At 73.8% G+C, this 14,429-nt stretch carries 14 protein-coding genes; 7 read left to right on the top strand and 7 right to left on the bottom strand.

Annotation, left to right across the window (positions count from 1 at the left end; translation table 11 throughout):
* The first annotated feature begins 105 nt into the window (after positions 1–105).
* A complete protein-coding gene (locus tag ACIF6F_RS10250; RefSeq protein WP_399943940.1) occupies positions 106–903 on the top strand; it encodes a hypothetical protein in 798 nt (265 codons plus the stop codon).
* 33 nt (positions 904–936) lie between these two features.
* Positions 937–1,278: a rhodanese-like domain-containing protein gene (locus tag ACIF6F_RS10245; RefSeq protein WP_399943937.1), complete on the top strand. Its 342-nt coding sequence runs from the start codon at positions 937–939 to the stop codon at positions 1,276–1,278.
* 53 nt (positions 1,279–1,331) lie between these two features.
* On the opposite strand, the gene ACIF6F_RS10240 is transcribed toward ACIF6F_RS10245, so the two are convergent.
* From ACIF6F_RS10240 to paaA, 6 genes are all read right to left on the bottom strand, one after another.
* The gene (locus ACIF6F_RS10240; RefSeq protein ID WP_399943934.1) at positions 1,332–2,462 is read right to left on the bottom strand and encodes an acyl-CoA dehydrogenase family protein; all 1,131 of its coding nucleotides are present in this window, start codon (positions 2,460–2,462) and stop codon (positions 1,332–1,334) included.
* Between the two features lie 105 nt (positions 2,463–2,567).
* On the bottom strand, positions 2,568–3,653 hold the full coding sequence (locus ACIF6F_RS10235; RefSeq protein WP_399943931.1) for a 2Fe-2S iron-sulfur cluster-binding protein: 1,086 nt from the start codon (positions 3,651–3,653) through the stop codon (positions 2,568–2,570).
* The gene (gene paaD, locus ACIF6F_RS10230; protein WP_399943928.1) at positions 3,654–4,148 is read right to left on the bottom strand and encodes a 1,2-phenylacetyl-CoA epoxidase subunit PaaD; all 495 of its coding nucleotides are present in this window, start codon (positions 4,146–4,148) and stop codon (positions 3,654–3,656) included.
* Positions 4,145–4,882: a 1,2-phenylacetyl-CoA epoxidase subunit PaaC gene (gene paaC, locus ACIF6F_RS10225; RefSeq protein WP_399943925.1), complete on the bottom strand. Its 738-nt coding sequence runs from the start codon at positions 4,880–4,882 to the stop codon at positions 4,145–4,147. The genes paaD and paaC overlap by 4 nt, the downstream gene beginning before the upstream one ends.
* A complete protein-coding gene (gene paaB, locus ACIF6F_RS10220) occupies positions 4,879–5,163 on the bottom strand; it encodes a 1,2-phenylacetyl-CoA epoxidase subunit PaaB (protein WP_365045891.1) in 285 nt (94 codons plus the stop codon). Before paaB ends, paaC begins: the two co-directional genes overlap by 4 nt.
* Entirely contained in the window at positions 5,160–6,167 is a 1,008-nt protein-coding gene (gene paaA / locus ACIF6F_RS10215; RefSeq protein WP_399943922.1) for a 1,2-phenylacetyl-CoA epoxidase subunit PaaA, read from the bottom strand. Before paaA ends, paaB begins: the two co-directional genes overlap by 4 nt.
* Positions 6,168–6,331: 164 nt before the next feature.
* On the opposite strand from paaA, the gene ACIF6F_RS10210 reads away from it, so the two are divergent.
* The 3 genes from ACIF6F_RS10210 (at position 6,332) to ACIF6F_RS10200 (ending at position 10,209) form a co-directional block, all read left to right on the top strand.
* Positions 6,332–7,270 carry a DUF5819 family protein gene (locus tag ACIF6F_RS10210; RefSeq protein WP_399943919.1) on the top strand — a complete coding sequence of 313 codons (939 nt, stop codon included), beginning with the start codon at positions 6,332–6,334 and terminating at the stop codon, positions 7,268–7,270.
* Positions 7,267–8,565 carry an HTTM domain-containing protein gene (locus ACIF6F_RS10205; RefSeq protein ID WP_399943916.1) on the top strand — a complete coding sequence of 433 codons (1,299 nt, stop codon included), beginning with the start codon at positions 7,267–7,269 and terminating at the stop codon, positions 8,563–8,565. The genes ACIF6F_RS10210 and ACIF6F_RS10205 overlap by 4 nt, the downstream gene beginning before the upstream one ends.
* 891 nt (positions 8,566–9,456) lie before the next feature.
* The gene (locus ACIF6F_RS10200) at positions 9,457–10,209 is read left to right on the top strand and encodes a TrmH family RNA methyltransferase (RefSeq protein ID WP_399943913.1); all 753 of its coding nucleotides are present in this window, start codon (positions 9,457–9,459) and stop codon (positions 10,207–10,209) included.
* Positions 10,210–10,223: 14 nt separating this feature from the next.
* Here the strand turns inward: ACIF6F_RS10200 and paaN are convergent, their stop codons facing one another.
* Positions 10,224–11,906 carry a phenylacetic acid degradation protein PaaN gene (paaN, locus tag ACIF6F_RS10195; protein WP_399943911.1) on the bottom strand — a complete coding sequence of 561 codons (1,683 nt, stop codon included), beginning with the start codon at positions 11,904–11,906 and terminating at the stop codon, positions 10,224–10,226.
* 157 nt (positions 11,907–12,063) lie between these two features.
* Between paaN and ACIF6F_RS10190 the strand changes: the two genes are divergently transcribed.
* Positions 12,064–13,644, top strand: a complete 1,581-nt coding sequence (locus tag ACIF6F_RS10190) for a 3-hydroxyacyl-CoA dehydrogenase (protein WP_399943908.1) — start codon at positions 12,064–12,066, stop codon at positions 13,642–13,644.
* Complete coding sequence (locus ACIF6F_RS10185; RefSeq protein WP_399943905.1) at positions 13,641–14,240, top strand: TetR/AcrR family transcriptional regulator; 600 nt, start codon at positions 13,641–13,643, stop codon at positions 14,238–14,240. Before ACIF6F_RS10190 ends, ACIF6F_RS10185 begins: the two co-directional genes overlap by 4 nt.
* Positions 14,241–14,429: the final 189 nt, after the last annotated feature.

Genomic DNA, 14,429 nt, shown 5'->3' with positions numbered 1-14,429 from the left:
CGGGGCCGGGGTGTGGGTTGCCGGGGCGCGCGACCAGGGCCTCCGGATCGGGACGGTGTGATCCTCGCCGCCCCTGCCGCGTCCGGCGGGGCATAGGCTGAGCGGGTGAGCCAGGAGATTCCGGAAGACGAGCGGCCCGAGGCGCGGCTGGAGCGGGCCGTGCGCGCCGCCGAGCAGGCGCTGATCGAGTTCGAGATCGCGGTGGAGACGTTCCGGGTGGAGGTCGAGAACTTCTCCCGGCTGCACCACCAGAAGCTCGGCCCGATGTACACGCGGCTCGACGAGCTCGACGCGCTGATCGCGGAGGCGCGGGCGGCGCGCACCGGGGACCCCGAGGACCTGCGCCGGGCGCAGGAGGCGCGGGCCCTGGTGATGCCGATGCCCGGCGTGGAGGAGCTGTTCCACGACTGGCTGGGCTCGGACGGGATCGACGACGACGCCGGTGCCATGCTCACGGAGCGGCCGGTGCGGCCGCCGGAGCGGGTGCGGCCCACCGAGGAGGTCCGCAAGCTCTACCGCGAGCTGGTCAGGCAGGCCCACCCCGACCTGGCGCAGGACGAGTCGGAGCGGGCGCGCCGGGACGCGTTCATCGCCCGGGTCAACGCGGCCTACGGGCGCGGGGACGCGGCGCTGCTGCGGGAGCTCGCCGAGGAGTGGGCGGCCGGCCCGGAGCCCGAGGGCATCCGGCCGACCGAGACCGAGGAGCTGTACGCGCGGCTGGAGTGGCTGGCGCAGCGCAAGGAGCTGCTCACGACCGTGGCCGCCGAGCTGGAGGAGAGCGCCATCGGAGCGATGCTGCGGATGGCCCCGGACGACCCGGACCGGCTGCTGGACGAGATCGCCGAGCAGCTGCTGGCCCAGGTCGCGGAGCGCGAGTCCGAGCTGGCCGGGCTCGTCGGTTAGGTTCGGGGAAGACCCGCAACGAGAGAAGGCGCTATGAATTTCGGTCTCCCCTCGGTGGCTGCCGCCGAGGTGCCCGCCGACGGTTTCGTCCTGGACGTCCGTGAGGACGACGAGTGGGCGGCCGGCCACGTGGAGGGCGCGCTGCACATTCCGATGAGCGGCTTCGTCGCGCGCTTCGGCGAGCTGACCGAGGCCGTCGCGGACGGCCGCCGGGTCCACGTGGTGTGCCGTGTCGGCGGCCGCTCGGCGCAGGTCACCCAGTACCTGCTCCAGCACGAGATCGACGCGGTGAACGTGGACGGCGGCATGCTCGCCTGGGACGGCGCCGGCCGTCCCATGACCACGGACACCGGCACCGCCGCGTTCGTCCTCTGACGTCCTGACGTCCTTGGGGCCTGACGTCCGGATGCCTTGAGGGCCCCGGCGGCTCAGCCGAGGGGGTGGGCGGCCAGCAGGTCGCCCAGGGCCTCCTCGTGGGCCGCCGCCGGGCCCAGAGAGAGTTCCAGCTGCTTGGCCCAGGCGTGGTAGCGGTGGAGCGGGTAGTCGGTGTCCGCGCCGAAGCCGCCGTGCAGGTGCTGCGCGGTCTGGACGACGCGGCGTACGCCCTCCGAGGCCCAGATCTTGGCCACCGCGACGTCCCCGGCCGTGGGCAGCGGGCCACCCGAGCCGCTGTCCAGCCGCCAGGCGGCCTGCCAGAGGGTGACCTCCATGGCGCGCAGGTCGATGTAGCGGTCGGCGGTCTGGACGGCGACGGCCTGGAACGTCGCCACGGGGTGCCCGAACTGCTCCCGCTTGCCGGTGTAGGCGCTGGTCATGCCCAGCACGCCCTCGCCGAGGCCCAGCGCGAGGGCGCAGGTGCCGGTGGCCAGCAGGTGGCGCAGCCGGTCCCAGGCGCCGGGTGCCTCGATGAGGTGGGTGGCGGGGACCCGTACGCCGTCCAGGGTCAGTTCGGCCATGCGCTCGCCGCTGGTGGAGAACTGGTCGGCCAGGGACAGGCCCTCGGTGGCCCGGGGGACCAGCGCGATCAGGGGGTCTCCCTCACCGGAGTGCGCGGGGACGGCGATCAGGTCGGCGCCGTGCGCCCAGGGCACCGCGGTCTGCGTGCCGTCCAGCAGCCAGTCGGTGCCGTCGCGGCGGGCGGTGACGGCGAGTTCGGCGGGGTCGTGGCCGGTACGGCCGTTGGCGGCCGCGGTGAGCACCAGCTCCCCGCTGCCCGCCCGGGGCAGCAGTCCGGTCAGCTCGGGACCGCCGTGCTCCCCGAGCACCATGGCGGTCGCGCAGTGCTCCAGCAGCGGCACCCGCGCGAGCACCTTCGCGGACTCGCGCAGCACCAGGCAGAGCGCGATGGCGTCGAGGCCGGCCCCGCCGTGTTCGGGTGCCAGCACCAGGCCGAGCAGGTCCGACTGCGCCAGCCTGGCCCACAGCACGCGGTCGAAGTCGTCGGCCACCGCGCCCGGCGAGAGCGCGGGGCTGGGCACACTGTCGGGCGCGACGTCGGCGAAGACGGCCCGGGCCGCCTCGACGGCGGCCTGCTGCTCCTCGGTGAAGGTGAAGTCCACTGCCAGTCCTCCCGCGCACACCGGAACGTGCTCTATCTGACGGTGCGTCAAGATAGAACACGTTCCTGGAAAAGCACAGACCGGCAACTGCCCGGAGGGGCCGCGTCAGCGGTCGAAGTCGAGCTCCACCTCGTCGGTGGCCGGATGGGACTGGCAGGCCAGGACGAAGCCCGCCTCCGTCTCCTCCTCCTCAAGCGCGAAGTTGCGGTCCATCCGCACCTCGCCCTTGACCACGAAGGCCCGGCAGGTGCCGCACACGCCGCCCTTGCAGGCGTACGGCGCGTCCGCGCGGTTGCGCAGCACCGCGTCCAGCAGCGTCTCGCCCTCCTGGACCGGCCAGGTGCCCGACCGGCCGTCCAGCTTCGCCGTCACCCGGCTGTGCGACGGCGCGCCCGTCCGGACCACCGGCGGCTTCGGGCCCTCCGCGTCCGCGACGTGGAAGATCTCCTCGTGGATCCGGGACCGGTCCACCCCGAGGGCGCGGAGCGCCTGCTCGGCGCCCTGCACCAGCCCGAACGGTCCGCACAGGAACCAGCCCGCCACCTCGTCCACCGGCAGCAGCGCGGGCAGCAGCCCGGTCAGCCGCTCCTGGTCGAGGCGCCCGGAGGCCAGGCCCGCCTCGTGCTCCTCGCGCGAGAGGACCGTCACCAGCTGGAAGCGGTCGGGGTAGCGGTCCTTGAGGTCCGCCACCTCGTCCAGGAACATCGTCGACGCCGCCGTGCGGTCGCTGCGCACCAGGCAGAACCGGGCGTCCGCCCGCTCCGCCAGGAGCGTGGCCGCGATCGACAGCACCGGGGTGATCCCGCTGCCGCCGACCACCGCGGCGTAGTGCCCGGCGGCCGGCTCCAGGACGAAGCGGCCGGCCGGGGTCATCACGTCCAGCACGTCGCCCGCGGCGATCTCCTTGTGCGCGTACGTGGAGAACTCGCCGCCCTCCACCAGGCGCACGCCGACCGTCAGCCGCGCCGGGCCCTCGCCCCGGGGCGCGGGCGAGCAGATCGAGTACGTCCTGCGCACCTCGGTGCCGTCCTGCGCGGTCCGGCGCATCGTCAGGTGCTGGCCGGGCGCGTGCCGGTACTGCTCGCGCAGCTCCTCCGGCACCTCCAGGGTCAGCGCCACCGAGTCGTCGGTGAGCCGCTCGACCGCCGCCACCTTCAGCGGGTGGAACGCGCCGTGGCGGGATGCGGCCATCTACAGCTCCTTGAAGTGGTCGAACGGTTCGCGGCACGAGACGCAGCGCCGCAGTGCCTTGCACGCGGTGGACGAGAAGCGGCTCAGCAGCTCGGTGTCCGTGGACCCGCAGTGCGGACAGCGCACCGACAGGGTCAGCGGGACCGGCCCCTCGGCCGCGTGCGGCCGCGGCGGGGCGATGCCGAACTCGGCGAGCTTGCGGCGCCCTTCGGCGCTGATGTCGTCCGTGGACCAGGCCGGTGCCAGCACCGTGCGCACCGAGACCTCGGGGATGCCGTGGTCCCGCAGCACCCGCTCGATGTCGGCCGACATGGCCTCGACGGCCGGGCAGCCGGTGTACGTGGGGGTCAGGTCGACCTCCGCCGCGCCGCTCTCCAGCACCCGCACGCCGCGCAGCACGCCCAGCTCGGCGAGCGTGAGGACGGGCAGCTCGGGGTCGGGGACGGAGCCGGCCAGCGCGGCCAGCTCCTCCTCCAGGCGGGTGGGCGTGGTCACCACGTCGCCCCCGGGTGGCTGCGGTGCAGGTGCTGCATCTCGGCGAGCATCCGGCCGAACGACTCGGTGTGCAGGCCCTGGCGGCCCGCGCCGGCCGTCCACGCGCCCGTGCGCGGCCCCTCGGGCAGCGTGAGCGTGGCCCGCTCCAGCACCGCGCCGACCGCGGCGAGCCAGGCGGCCTCCAGGGCCGCCCAGTCCACGTCGAGGCCCTCGACCGGCTGGAACATCTCGCCCGTGAACCGCCACAGGGCGTCCAGGGCCCGCCGGATCCGGGCGCGGCTCTCGTCGGTGCCGTCGCCCAGCCGCAGCGTCCACTGCGTGGCGTGGTCGCGGTGGTACTCGGTCTCCTTCACGGCCTTGGCCGCGAGCGGGGCGAACCCGCCGTCCCCGGCCGCCAGCGCCGCGTACAGCAGGTGCTGGTACGTGGAGAAGTACAGCTGGCGGGCGATGGTGTGGGCGAAGTCGCCGTTGGGCTGCTCGACGAGCTGGAGGTTGGTGAACTCCCGCTCCTCGCGCAGGTACGCCAGCTCGTCCTCGTCACCGGCCATGGAGAGCAGCACGCGGGCCTGGCCGAGCAGGTCGAGCGCGATGTTCGCCAGCGCCACCTCCTCCTCCAGGACCGGGGCGTGGCCGGCCCACTCGCCCAGCCGCTGGGCCAGGACGAGGGCGTCGTCGCCGAGGGCGAGGGCGGCGGTCGTGGGGACGGCGGTGCCGGTCCCGGGCGTGCCGGTCACAGGTTCTTCACCCCGTCCGGGACCTCGTAGAACGTCGGGTGGCGGTACGGCTTGTCGGCGGACGGCGCGAAGAACGGGTCCCGCTCGTCCGGCGAGGACGCGGTGACGGCCGCGGACGGCACCACCCAGATGGAGACGCCCTCGTTCCGCCGCGTGTACAGGTCGCGGGCGTTCCGCAGCGCCATCTCGGCGTCCGGGGCGTGCAGGCTCCCGGCGTGGGTGTGCGAGAGCCCGCGGCGCGAGCGCACGAACACCTCCCACAGCGGCCAGTTCTGCGTCATGCCCGTGCCTCCTGCTGCTGGTCGTGCGTGTACGTGCCGGTGTCGTGCGTGTGCTTGGCGGCGTAGGCCGCGGCGGCCTCGCGCACCCAGGCGCCTTCCTCGTGCGCCGTGCGGCGCTGGGTGATGCGCTGTTCGTTGCACGGGCCGTTGCCCTTGAGGACGTTCCAGAACTCGGACCAGTCGATGGCGCCGAAGTCGTGGTGCCCGCGCTCCTCGTTCCACTTCAGGTCCGGGTCCGGGAGCGTCAGCCCCAGCGCCTCGGCCTGCGGGACGGCGATGTCGACGAAGCGCTGGCGCAGCTCGTCGTTCGAGTGGCGCTTGATCTTCCAGGCCATCGCCTGCGCGCTGTGCACCGACTCGTCGTCCGGGGGGCCGAACATCATCAGCGAGGGCCACCACCAGCGGTCCACCGCGTCCTGGGCCATCGCGTGCTGTTCCGGGGTGCCCTTCGACAGCGCGAGCAGCAGCTCGAAGCCCTGCCGCTGGTGGAAGGACTCCTCCTTGCAGATCCGGACCATCGCGCGGGCGTACGGGCCGTACGAGCAGCGGCAGATCGGGACCTGGTTCGTGATCGCGGCCCCGTCCACCAGCCAGCCGATCGCGCCGACGTCGGCCCAGGTGAGGGTGGGGTAGTTGAAGATCGAGGAGTACTTCTGCCTGCCGGCGTGGAGCTTGTCGAGCAGCTCGTCGCGGCTGGTGCCGAGGGTCTCCGCCGCGCTGTAGAGGTACAGCCCGTGGCCCGCCTCGTCCTGCACCTTGGCCATCAGGATCGCCTTGCGGCGCAGCGAGGGCGCGCGGGTGATCCAGTTCGCCTCCGGCTGCATGCCGATGATCTCCGAGTGCGCGTGCTGTGCCATCTGGCGGACCAGCGAGGCGCGGTACTCGTCCGGCATCCAGTCGCGGGGCTCGACGCGCTCGTCGGCCGCCACGGCCGCCTCGAACGCGGCGACCAGCGCCGGGTCGGGCACCTGTCCCGCCGCCGCGTCCTGCGTCACTGCCACCATGCTGGCCCCCTGTCCGGGTCCCGACCGACCGATCGTTCGGTTCATCCTCTTCAATGGTGAGACGGCGGCCCGTAGGGTGTCAACCTCTGTGGACGACGTCGCTGCCGCGGACTGCCGCGCACCGGTGTCGCTGACCCCTGTGGACGGCCGAGGAGCGGGGCGGGATGGATGCGAACGAGGGCGGGGGCCGCGGTGCCCCGGCGGGGCAGTCCGGGCCCGTCGTGACGGCCGCCGGGGCGGCGGAGGCGCTGGGGGCGGAGGTGCCGGGGGCGGAGGTGCCGGCCGAGGTTTCTGAGACCGGTGAGGCCGACGGGGCTGCTGGCGAGGTGCCGGATGAGGCCGAACGGGCTGCTGGCGAGGTGGTGGGTGAGTCCGGTGGGGCTCGTGGTGAGGTGCCGGGCGGGCTCCGCGGCGTAGCGGGGCCCGAGGCCGTGCGCGCGCCCGGGATCGCCGGGCTGTCCCTGCCGTACCGGTCGCTGGCCGCGCTGGCCCTGGGCGCGGTCGTGGTGACCGCCTGCTGGCACCTGGCGATGGTCTTCCTGCACGTCGCACCGGCCAACACGGTCAGCAGGAAGCACGCCGAGGCCGTCGACGAGTGGATCTACCCCGAGTTCGAGCAGAACTGGAAGCTGTTCGCCCCCAACCCCCTCCAGCAGAACATCGCCGTCCAGGTCCGCGCCGAACTGCGCACCCCGAGCGGCGAGCGGGTCACCACCGGCTGGCGCGACCTGTCCGCCGAGGACGGCGCGGAGATACGCCACAACCCGCTGCCCAGCCACGTCCACCAGAACGAACTGCGACGCGCCTGGGACTTCTTCACCGGCTCGCACGACGACCAGAACCGCGCCAACGGCGAGCGCGGCCGCCTCTCCGAGGCCTACCTGCGCCGGATCGCGATGCAGCGGCTGCACGAGCGCCGGCCCGCCGGGGTCGTCGAGCGGGTGCAGCTGCGCTCCGCGACGCGGGCGGTCGCCGCGCCCCCGTACAGCGACGAGAAGACCGACACCCAGGTCTACTACCGGGAACTGCCCTGGTGGAACGTGACCGCGGCCGACCTCCCCGCCACCGCGGCCGGAGCCCAGCGCGAGGAGACCGCACCGTGAGCGCCCCTGCCGCCGACCGCCTGACCGCTGCCGCCGCCCGGGCCCTGGGAAAGGCCACCGGGCGCGCCCTGGGTCCGTACCAGAGCGCGGTCATCCGGATCGGCTTCTCCGCGACCTGGCTGCTCTTCCTGCTGCGGGAGTTCCCGAACCGGCGCGAGCTGTACGGCCCCGGGGGGCCCTGGAGCTTCGACCTCGCGGAGCGGCTGGTGGCGGGCAACGACGCCTTCACCGTGCTGCTGTGGTCGGACGGCGTGGTGTGGTTCGAGGCCGTGTACGCGCTCGCCGTGGCCGCCTCCGTGATGCTGCTGCTGGGGTGGCACACGAGGGCGGCGTCGGCGCTGTTCCTGGTCGGGGTGCTGTCCCTGCAGAACCGCAGCGTGTTCATGGGCGACGGCGGTGACAACGTCATCCACCTGATGGCGATGTACCTCGTGCTGACGCGGTGCGCGCAGGTGTGGTCGCTGGACGCGCGGCGGGGGCGTGCGGGTGGTGCGGGCTCTGCTGGTGCTGGTGCTGGTGCTGGTGCTGGTGCTGCGGGTGCTGGTGCGGGGCCGGTGCTGTGGGTGCTGCTGGGGGCCGTGCTGATGGCCGCCGGCGGGACCGGGAGGCTGGGTGTCGGCTGGCTCGGCGTGTTCGCCGTGCTGTGGACGGCCCAGGGCGTGTGGTGGCTCGCCGAGCGGTACGACCCGCGGGGGGAGGGGCGGGCGCTGCTGGACGTGGTGGCGAACGTCATCCACAACGCGGGGATGCTGGTGATCATGGCCGAGGTGTGCCTGATCTACGCGACCGCCGGCTGGTACAAGATCCAGGGCTCGCGGTGGCAGGACGGCACCGCCCTCTACTACCCGCTGAACCTGGACTACTTCTCGCCGTGGCCCGCGCTGTCGGAGCTGCTCGGGGCGAGCGGGGTGATCGTGCTGCTGCTGTCCTACGGGACGGTGGCGGTGCAGGTCGCGTTCCCGTTCACGCTGTTCAACCGGCGGGTGAAGAACGTGCTGCTGGCCGTGATGATGCTGGAGCACGCGGGGATCGCGGTGGTGCTGGGGCTGCCGTTCTTCTCGCTGGCGATGATCGCCGCCGACGCGGTGTTCCTGCCGACGGCCTTTCTGGTGTGGGTGGGTGGCCTCGGCGGCCGGCTCCGGTTGCGCCGGGCTTCGGCGGTGCCGGGGGATGGGGTCGTGCCGGGGCCGCGCCCTGCCGGGGCTTCTCCGGGGGCGGGTCCGTTGCCGGGGGCCGGGGGGGATGCCGGGGCGCCTGCGGCGGTGCCGGTGGCTGCGCCGGACACGCTGCGCTGACTCCGGCCCCGTGCCGGTGCCGTGCCGGTGCCGGTCCTGTGCCGTCCGGGCGCCGATCCGTGGCGGTACTGCCCTGTGCGGGTGTGGGCCGGTGCCTGAGCCGGTCTGCGACTGTGCCCGTGCCTGTGCCCGTGCTGGTTCGCGTCGGCGGGGTGCGGTGGCGGTGCCGGGGCCGGTCCCGTGCCGGGTGCGGGTCGTTGCCCTGCGGGGCTGTCCTCTACCCGCCCTTCCTCCGTTCCTCCCCCAGCTACCGCTGGGGGTGCCCCCAGCTCCTCAAACGCCGGAGGGGCTGGGAAGTGCCGGTGGCGGTGGGTGTGTCTGTGGTGCGGGGTGTGCCGGCGGGGGCTGCGGTTCGGGCAGCGAAATCCAGCCTCGCCGGCGTTTGAGGCGCGGGGGCCGGGGCTGGTCCCGGTGAACGGGAGAAGGGCGGGGAGGGGCAGGCTCCGCGCAGCGGTGGCACCGGCGCCGTTATCCCGGTTTGGGCGGCATGCGCCGGCGCCGGACGTGGGCCGGACGGTGGCGGCGGTACTGCGTTCGGGCACGGTGCCGGGAGCCGGGTCGCGCGGCGTGGGACAGGGGCTGGCGGCTGCATAGGCTGGGAGCATGAGCGAGCGCAGCGGGGCGGTACGGCCGGACGAGAGTGGGGCACCGGGCCCCGGAGGGCAGACCGCGCCGAGTGGCGACGCGGGCGGCCGGGACGCGACCGGGCCCGCCCAGAAGGCGCGCGACGGTGCTCCGGCTGGGCAGGGCGCGGGCACGCGTGGGGGCGACAGGGCCCAGGTGGCTCGGGGCGCGGGCGCGCGTGGGAGTGAGCGGGCGCCGGCGGGGCCGGGCGCGGGCGATGGCGAGGGGGGACCGGCGGGGGCGCGTGCCGCGGGGGATGGGGCCGGGGTGGCCGAGGCCGTGGTCGAGTGGCGGGGGGCCGGGGACGGCGGGGTGCTGCTCGACGGGTTCCATGCGATCAAGCACGCGCTGCGGTTCGGGGCCGACGTGCGGATCGCGCTCAGCGACGACAAGGCCGCCGTGCTGCGGCTGGCGGACGCGCTGGCGCCCGACGTCGTGACCGCCCTCGACGGGCTGCTGCGCGAGCTGCCCACCCAGGTGCTGCACGAGCTGCTGCTGCGGGTGCACCCCACGGGCGTGGCCGCCCTCGCCGTACGTCCCGCCCGGGAGGCCCACATGGCCGCCCTCGCCGACCCCGCGCGCCCCGCGCCTGTCGTCGTGCTCGACAACCCGCGCAACCTCGGCAACGTCGGTGCCGTGGTGCGCCTGGCCGCCGGCTTCGGGGCCACCGGGGTGGTGACCACCGGGGACCTGGACCCGTGGCACCCGAACGTCGTACGGGCCGGGGCCGGCCTGCACTACGCCACCGCCGTGGAGCGGCTGACGGTCGGCACGCTGCCGCCCGGCCCCCTCTACGCGCTGGACCCGGAGGGCGAGGACATCCGCGCCCTCACCCTCCCGGACAACGCCCTGCTGGCCTTCGGCTCCGAGCGGCACGGCATCTCGCCCGAGCTGCGCGAGCGTGCCGACCACCTGGTGTCGCTGCCGATGCGCCCGCAGGTCTCCAGCTACAACCTGGCCACCAGCGTGGCCATGGCGCTGTTTCACTGGGGCGGGCCCGCCCCGGTGGAACAGCACTGACGGCCCAGGCCTGGCTAGGCCTGGCGGCGGACCTCCACCATGCGGAAGCGGTTGGCGACGAAGGCGCCGTCGCACAGCGCGGCGTTGGCCGCCGGGTTGCCGCCCGAGCCGTGGAAGTCGGAGAAGGCGGCCGTCTGGTTGACGTACACCCCGCCGGTGAGGTTCAGCGAGAGCTGCGCGGACTCGTCCAGACAGACCTCTTCGAGGGCGCGCTCGGTGGCGTCGTCGGTGGTGTACGCGCCGACCGTCATCGCGCCCTGCTCGCGGACCGTGCGGCGCAGCAGCTCCAGCGCGTCCGCCGTGGAGTCGACCGCCACCGCGAAGGAGACGGGGCCGAAGCACTCGGACATGTATGCGGCGGAGTCGTCCGGCTTGGCGGCGTCGAGCTTGACCATGACCGGCGTACGGACCACCGCGTCCGGGAACTCGGGGTTGGCCACCTCGCGGGAGGCCAGCGCGACCTCGCCGAGTCCGGCCGCCGCCTCCAGGCGGGCCTTGACGTCCGGGTTGACCAGGGCGCCCAGCAGGGCGTTGGCCCGGGCGTCGTCGCCCAGCAGGCCGTTCACCGCGCCGGCGAGGTCGGTGACGACCTCGTCGTACGACTTGTGGCCGGCGTCGGTGGCGATGCCGTCGCGGGGGATCAGCAGGTTCTGCGGGGTGGTGCACATCTGGCCGCTGTACAGGGACAGCGAGAAGGCCAGGTTGGACAGCATGCCCTTGTAGTCGTCGGTCGAGTCGATGACGACCGTGTTGACGCCGGCCTTCTCCGTGTAGACCTGGGCCTGTCGCGCGTTGGCCTCCAGCCAGTCGCCGAAGGAGGTCGAGCCCGTGTAGTCGATGATCTTGACCTCGGGGCGGGTGGCCAGGTCCTTGGCGATGCCCTCGCCCGGACGCTCGACGGCCAGGGCGACCAGGTTCGGGTCGAAGCCGGCCTCGGCCAGCACCTTGCGGGCGACCTGCACCGTCAGCGCCAGCGGCAGTACGGCGCGCGGGTGCGGCTTGACCAGCACCGGGTTGCCGGTGGCGAGGGAGGCGAACAGGCCGGGGTAGCCGTTCCACGTCGGGAAGGTGTTGCAGCCGATCATCAGCGCGATGCCGCGCGGGGCGGCGACGAAGCGCTTGTCCAGCTTCAGGGGGTCGCGCTTGCCCTGGGGCTTGGACCAGTCGGCCTGGCCGGGCACCCGGACCTGCTCCGCGTACGCGTACGCCACGGCCTCCAGGCCGCGGTCCTGCGCGTGCGGGCCGCCCGCCTGGAACGCCATCATGAACGCCTGCCCGCTGGTGTGCATCACCGCGTGCGCGAACTCGTGGGTGCGGGCGCCGATGCGCGACAGGATCTCGATGCAGACCAGCGCACGGGCCTCGGGGCCGGCGTCGCGCCAGGCGGCCATCCCCGCCTTCATGGCGGGCAGCAGCACGTCCGCGTCGACGTGCGGGTACTCGACGCCCAGCTCGATGCCGTACGGGGAGACCTCGCTGCCCGTCCAGTCGTCGGTGCCGGGCTGGCCCAGGTCGAAGCGGGTGCCGCGGAGGGCCTCGAAGGCGGCCTGGCCGTCGGCCGGCGCGGTCTCGCCGTACGCCTTGGGGTGCTCGGGGTGCGGGGACCAGTACGCGCGGCTGCGGATGGCCTCCAGCGCCTGGTCGAGGGTGGGCCGGTGCTTCTCGGAGAGCGTGGAGACGGAGAGCGCGGCGGACATCAGGGACCAACTCCTCGTTGAGCCGGGCTGGATCGGGTGGAGATCGCGCAGAGGCGGGTGGAGAAGAGCAGACTGGAAGTAGAGTAACCGAACGATCGGTCGGGACAAGAGGGCCCGGGGTCGGGTTGTGGACAACGCATGCGGGAGGATCGGGGTCATGACAGGAATCGAGCGGTCCCGCACGGTGGCGGTCGTCGGCACCGGCACGATGGGCCAGGGCATCGCCCAGGTCGCCCTCCTCGCGGGTCACCCCGTGCTGCTCCACGACGCCGTGCCCGAGCGCGCCGACGCGGCCGTCACGGCCGTCACCGGCCGGGTCGAGCGGCTGGTCGCCAAGGGCCGCCTGGACCGGGCCGCCGCCGACGCGGCGATCGGCCGGATCGGTGCCGCGCGCGAGCTGTCCGAGCTGGCCGACTGCGCCCTGGTCGTCGAGGCGATCCTGGAGGACGTGGCGGCCAAGCAGCGGCTCTTCACCGCCCTGGAGGCGGTGGTCGCGCCCGACTGCCTGCTCGCCACCAACACCTCCTCCCTCTCCGTCACCGAACTCGCGGCCCCCCTCAAGCACGCGGGCCGCCTGGTCGGACTCCACTTCTTCAACCCGGCACCCCTCCTCCCGCTCGTGGAGGTGGTCAGCGGGTACGCGACCGACCCCGAGGCCGCCGAGCGCGCCTTCGGTACCGCCCTGGCCTGGGGGAAGACCCCGGTCCGCTGCGCCGACACCCCCGGCTTCATCGTCAACCGGATCGCCCGCCCCTTCTACGCCGAGGCCTTCGCGGTGTACGAGGAGCAGGGCGCCGACCCGGCCACCATCGACGCCGTGCTCCGCGAGAGCGGCGGCTTCAGGATGGGCCCGTTCGAGCTGACCGACCTGATCGGCCAGGACGTGAACGAGGCGGTCACCCGCTCCGTCTGGGAGTCGTTCTTCCGCAGCCCCAAGTTCCTGCCCTCCCTCGCGCAGCGCCGCCTGGTCCAGTCGGGCCGGCTCGGCCGCAAGTCCGGGCAGGGCTGGTTCGCGTACGAGGGCGGCGACGACGCCGTCCCCGCCCCGCACACCGCGGGTCCCGAGGAGGCCCCGGAGTACGTCACCGTCGTGGGCGACCTCGGTCCGGCCGCCGGGCTGGTCGACCTCATCGAGGAGGCCGGGATCACCGTCGAGGCCGTCGAGGCCGGCGGGCCGTACATCCAGCTGCCCGGCGAGGGCCAGCTGGTCCTGACCGACGGCAAGACCTCGGTCGAGTTCGCCGACGTCGTCTACTTCGACCTGGCCCTCGACTACCGCGGCGCGACCCGGATCGCCCTCGCGGCCTCCGAGGACACCTCCCCGCAGACCCTGGCCGAGGCGGTCGGCCTCTTCCAGCGGCTCGGCAAGCAGGTCAGCGTGATCGGCGACGTCCCGGGCATGATCGTGGCCCGCACCGTCGCGATGCTGATCGACCTGGCCGCCGACGCCGTGGCCAAGGGCGCGGCGAGCGAGGAGGACATCGACACCGCGATGCGGCTCGGCGTGAACTACCCGCTGGGCCCCGGGCAGTGGCACGAGCGGGTGGGCCAGGACTGGGCGTACGAGCTGCTGGAGAACCTCGACGGACGCTGCCCGGGCGGCCGGTACGCGCCCTCGCTCGCCCTCTTCCGCAAGTCGTACGCGGCGGGGCCCGGGGACGAGGCCGGGCCCGCGGACGCCGCCGGGTCCGCGGACGAGGACGCCCCCGACGACGCGGACGGGGTGAGCGCCCCGTGACCACCGCCAGGAGGGACACGTACACCCCCGAGACGCTGCTCTCGGTCGCGGTGCGGGTCTTCAACGAGCGCGGCTACGACGGCACTTCCATGGAGCACCTCTCCAAGGCGGCCGGCATCTCCAAGTCCTCGATCTACCACCACGTCGCGGGCAAGGAGGAGCTGCTGCGCCGGGCCGTCAGCCGGGCGCTCGACGGGCTCTTCGGCATCCTCGAAGAGCCCGGCGCCACCCGCGGGCGGGCCATCGAGCGGGTCGAGTACGTCACGCGCCGCACCGTCGAGGTGCTGGTCGCGGAGCTCCCGTACGTGACCCTGCTGCTGCGCGTCCGGGGCAACACGCGGACGGAGCGGTGGGCCCTGGAGCGGCGCCGCGAGTTCGACCACCAGGTCGCCGACCTGCTCAAGGCCGCCCAGGCCGAGGGCGACCTGCGGGCCGACGTGGACATCAGGCTCGCGACCCGGCTGCTCTTCGGCATGGTCAACTCGCTGGTCGAGTGGTACCGCCCGCACCCGGAGACCAGCGCGGGCGTGGAGGCGGAACGCGTCGCGGAGGCCGTCGCAGGACTCGCCTTCGACGGCCTCCGCACCACCGGCTAGGCCCTTCCCTCCGGAATCGGGGGAGATCCGGAGGGGAGGACACGGGGCTCCCCCGAGACCCTTCGGCCGGTGACCCCACAGAACCCCCTGGAACTGCGGGTGGCTCGACGTCCCCCGGTGACTGGAAACGACTGAAAAGGTCTGTCTGGGGACGTTCTTGACGGTTGTGAACCTAGCGAGATCCACTGG

It is taken from the genome of Streptomyces sp. NPDC086023 (assembly GCF_044540325.1).
Taxonomy (GTDB): Bacteria; Actinomycetota; Actinomycetes; order Streptomycetales; family Streptomycetaceae; genus Streptomyces.
The sequence above is the reverse complement of the archived record's forward strand: the minus strand, read 5'-3'. Positions and strand labels throughout refer to the sequence as shown.

What these genes read in the sequence shown, in the direction of transcription:
- ACIF6F_RS10245 (WP_399943937.1), top strand. Translation starts at nt 937, where the DNA reads ATGAATTTCGGTCTCCCCTCGGTGGCTGCCGCCGAGGTGCCCGCCGAC.
- ACIF6F_RS10235 (WP_399943931.1), bottom strand. Translation starts at nt 3,653, where the DNA reads ATGGCCGCATCCCGCCACGGCGCGTTCCACCCGCTGAAGGTGGCGGCG.
- paaB (WP_365045891.1), bottom strand. Translation starts at nt 5,163, where the DNA reads ATGACGCAGAACTGGCCGCTGTGGGAGGTGTTCGTGCGCTCGCGCCGC.
- paaA (WP_399943922.1), bottom strand. Translation starts at nt 6,167, where the DNA reads ATGGTGGCAGTGACGCAGGACGCGGCGGCGGGACAGGTGCCCGACCCG.
- ACIF6F_RS10210 (WP_399943919.1), top strand. Translation starts at nt 6,332, where the DNA reads ATGGATGCGAACGAGGGCGGGGGCCGCGGTGCCCCGGCGGGGCAGTCC.
- paaN (WP_399943911.1), bottom strand. Translation starts at nt 11,906, where the DNA reads ATGTCCGCCGCGCTCTCCGTCTCCACGCTCTCCGAGAAGCACCGGCCC.
- ACIF6F_RS10190 (WP_399943908.1), top strand. Translation starts at nt 12,064, where the DNA reads ATGACAGGAATCGAGCGGTCCCGCACGGTGGCGGTCGTCGGCACCGGC.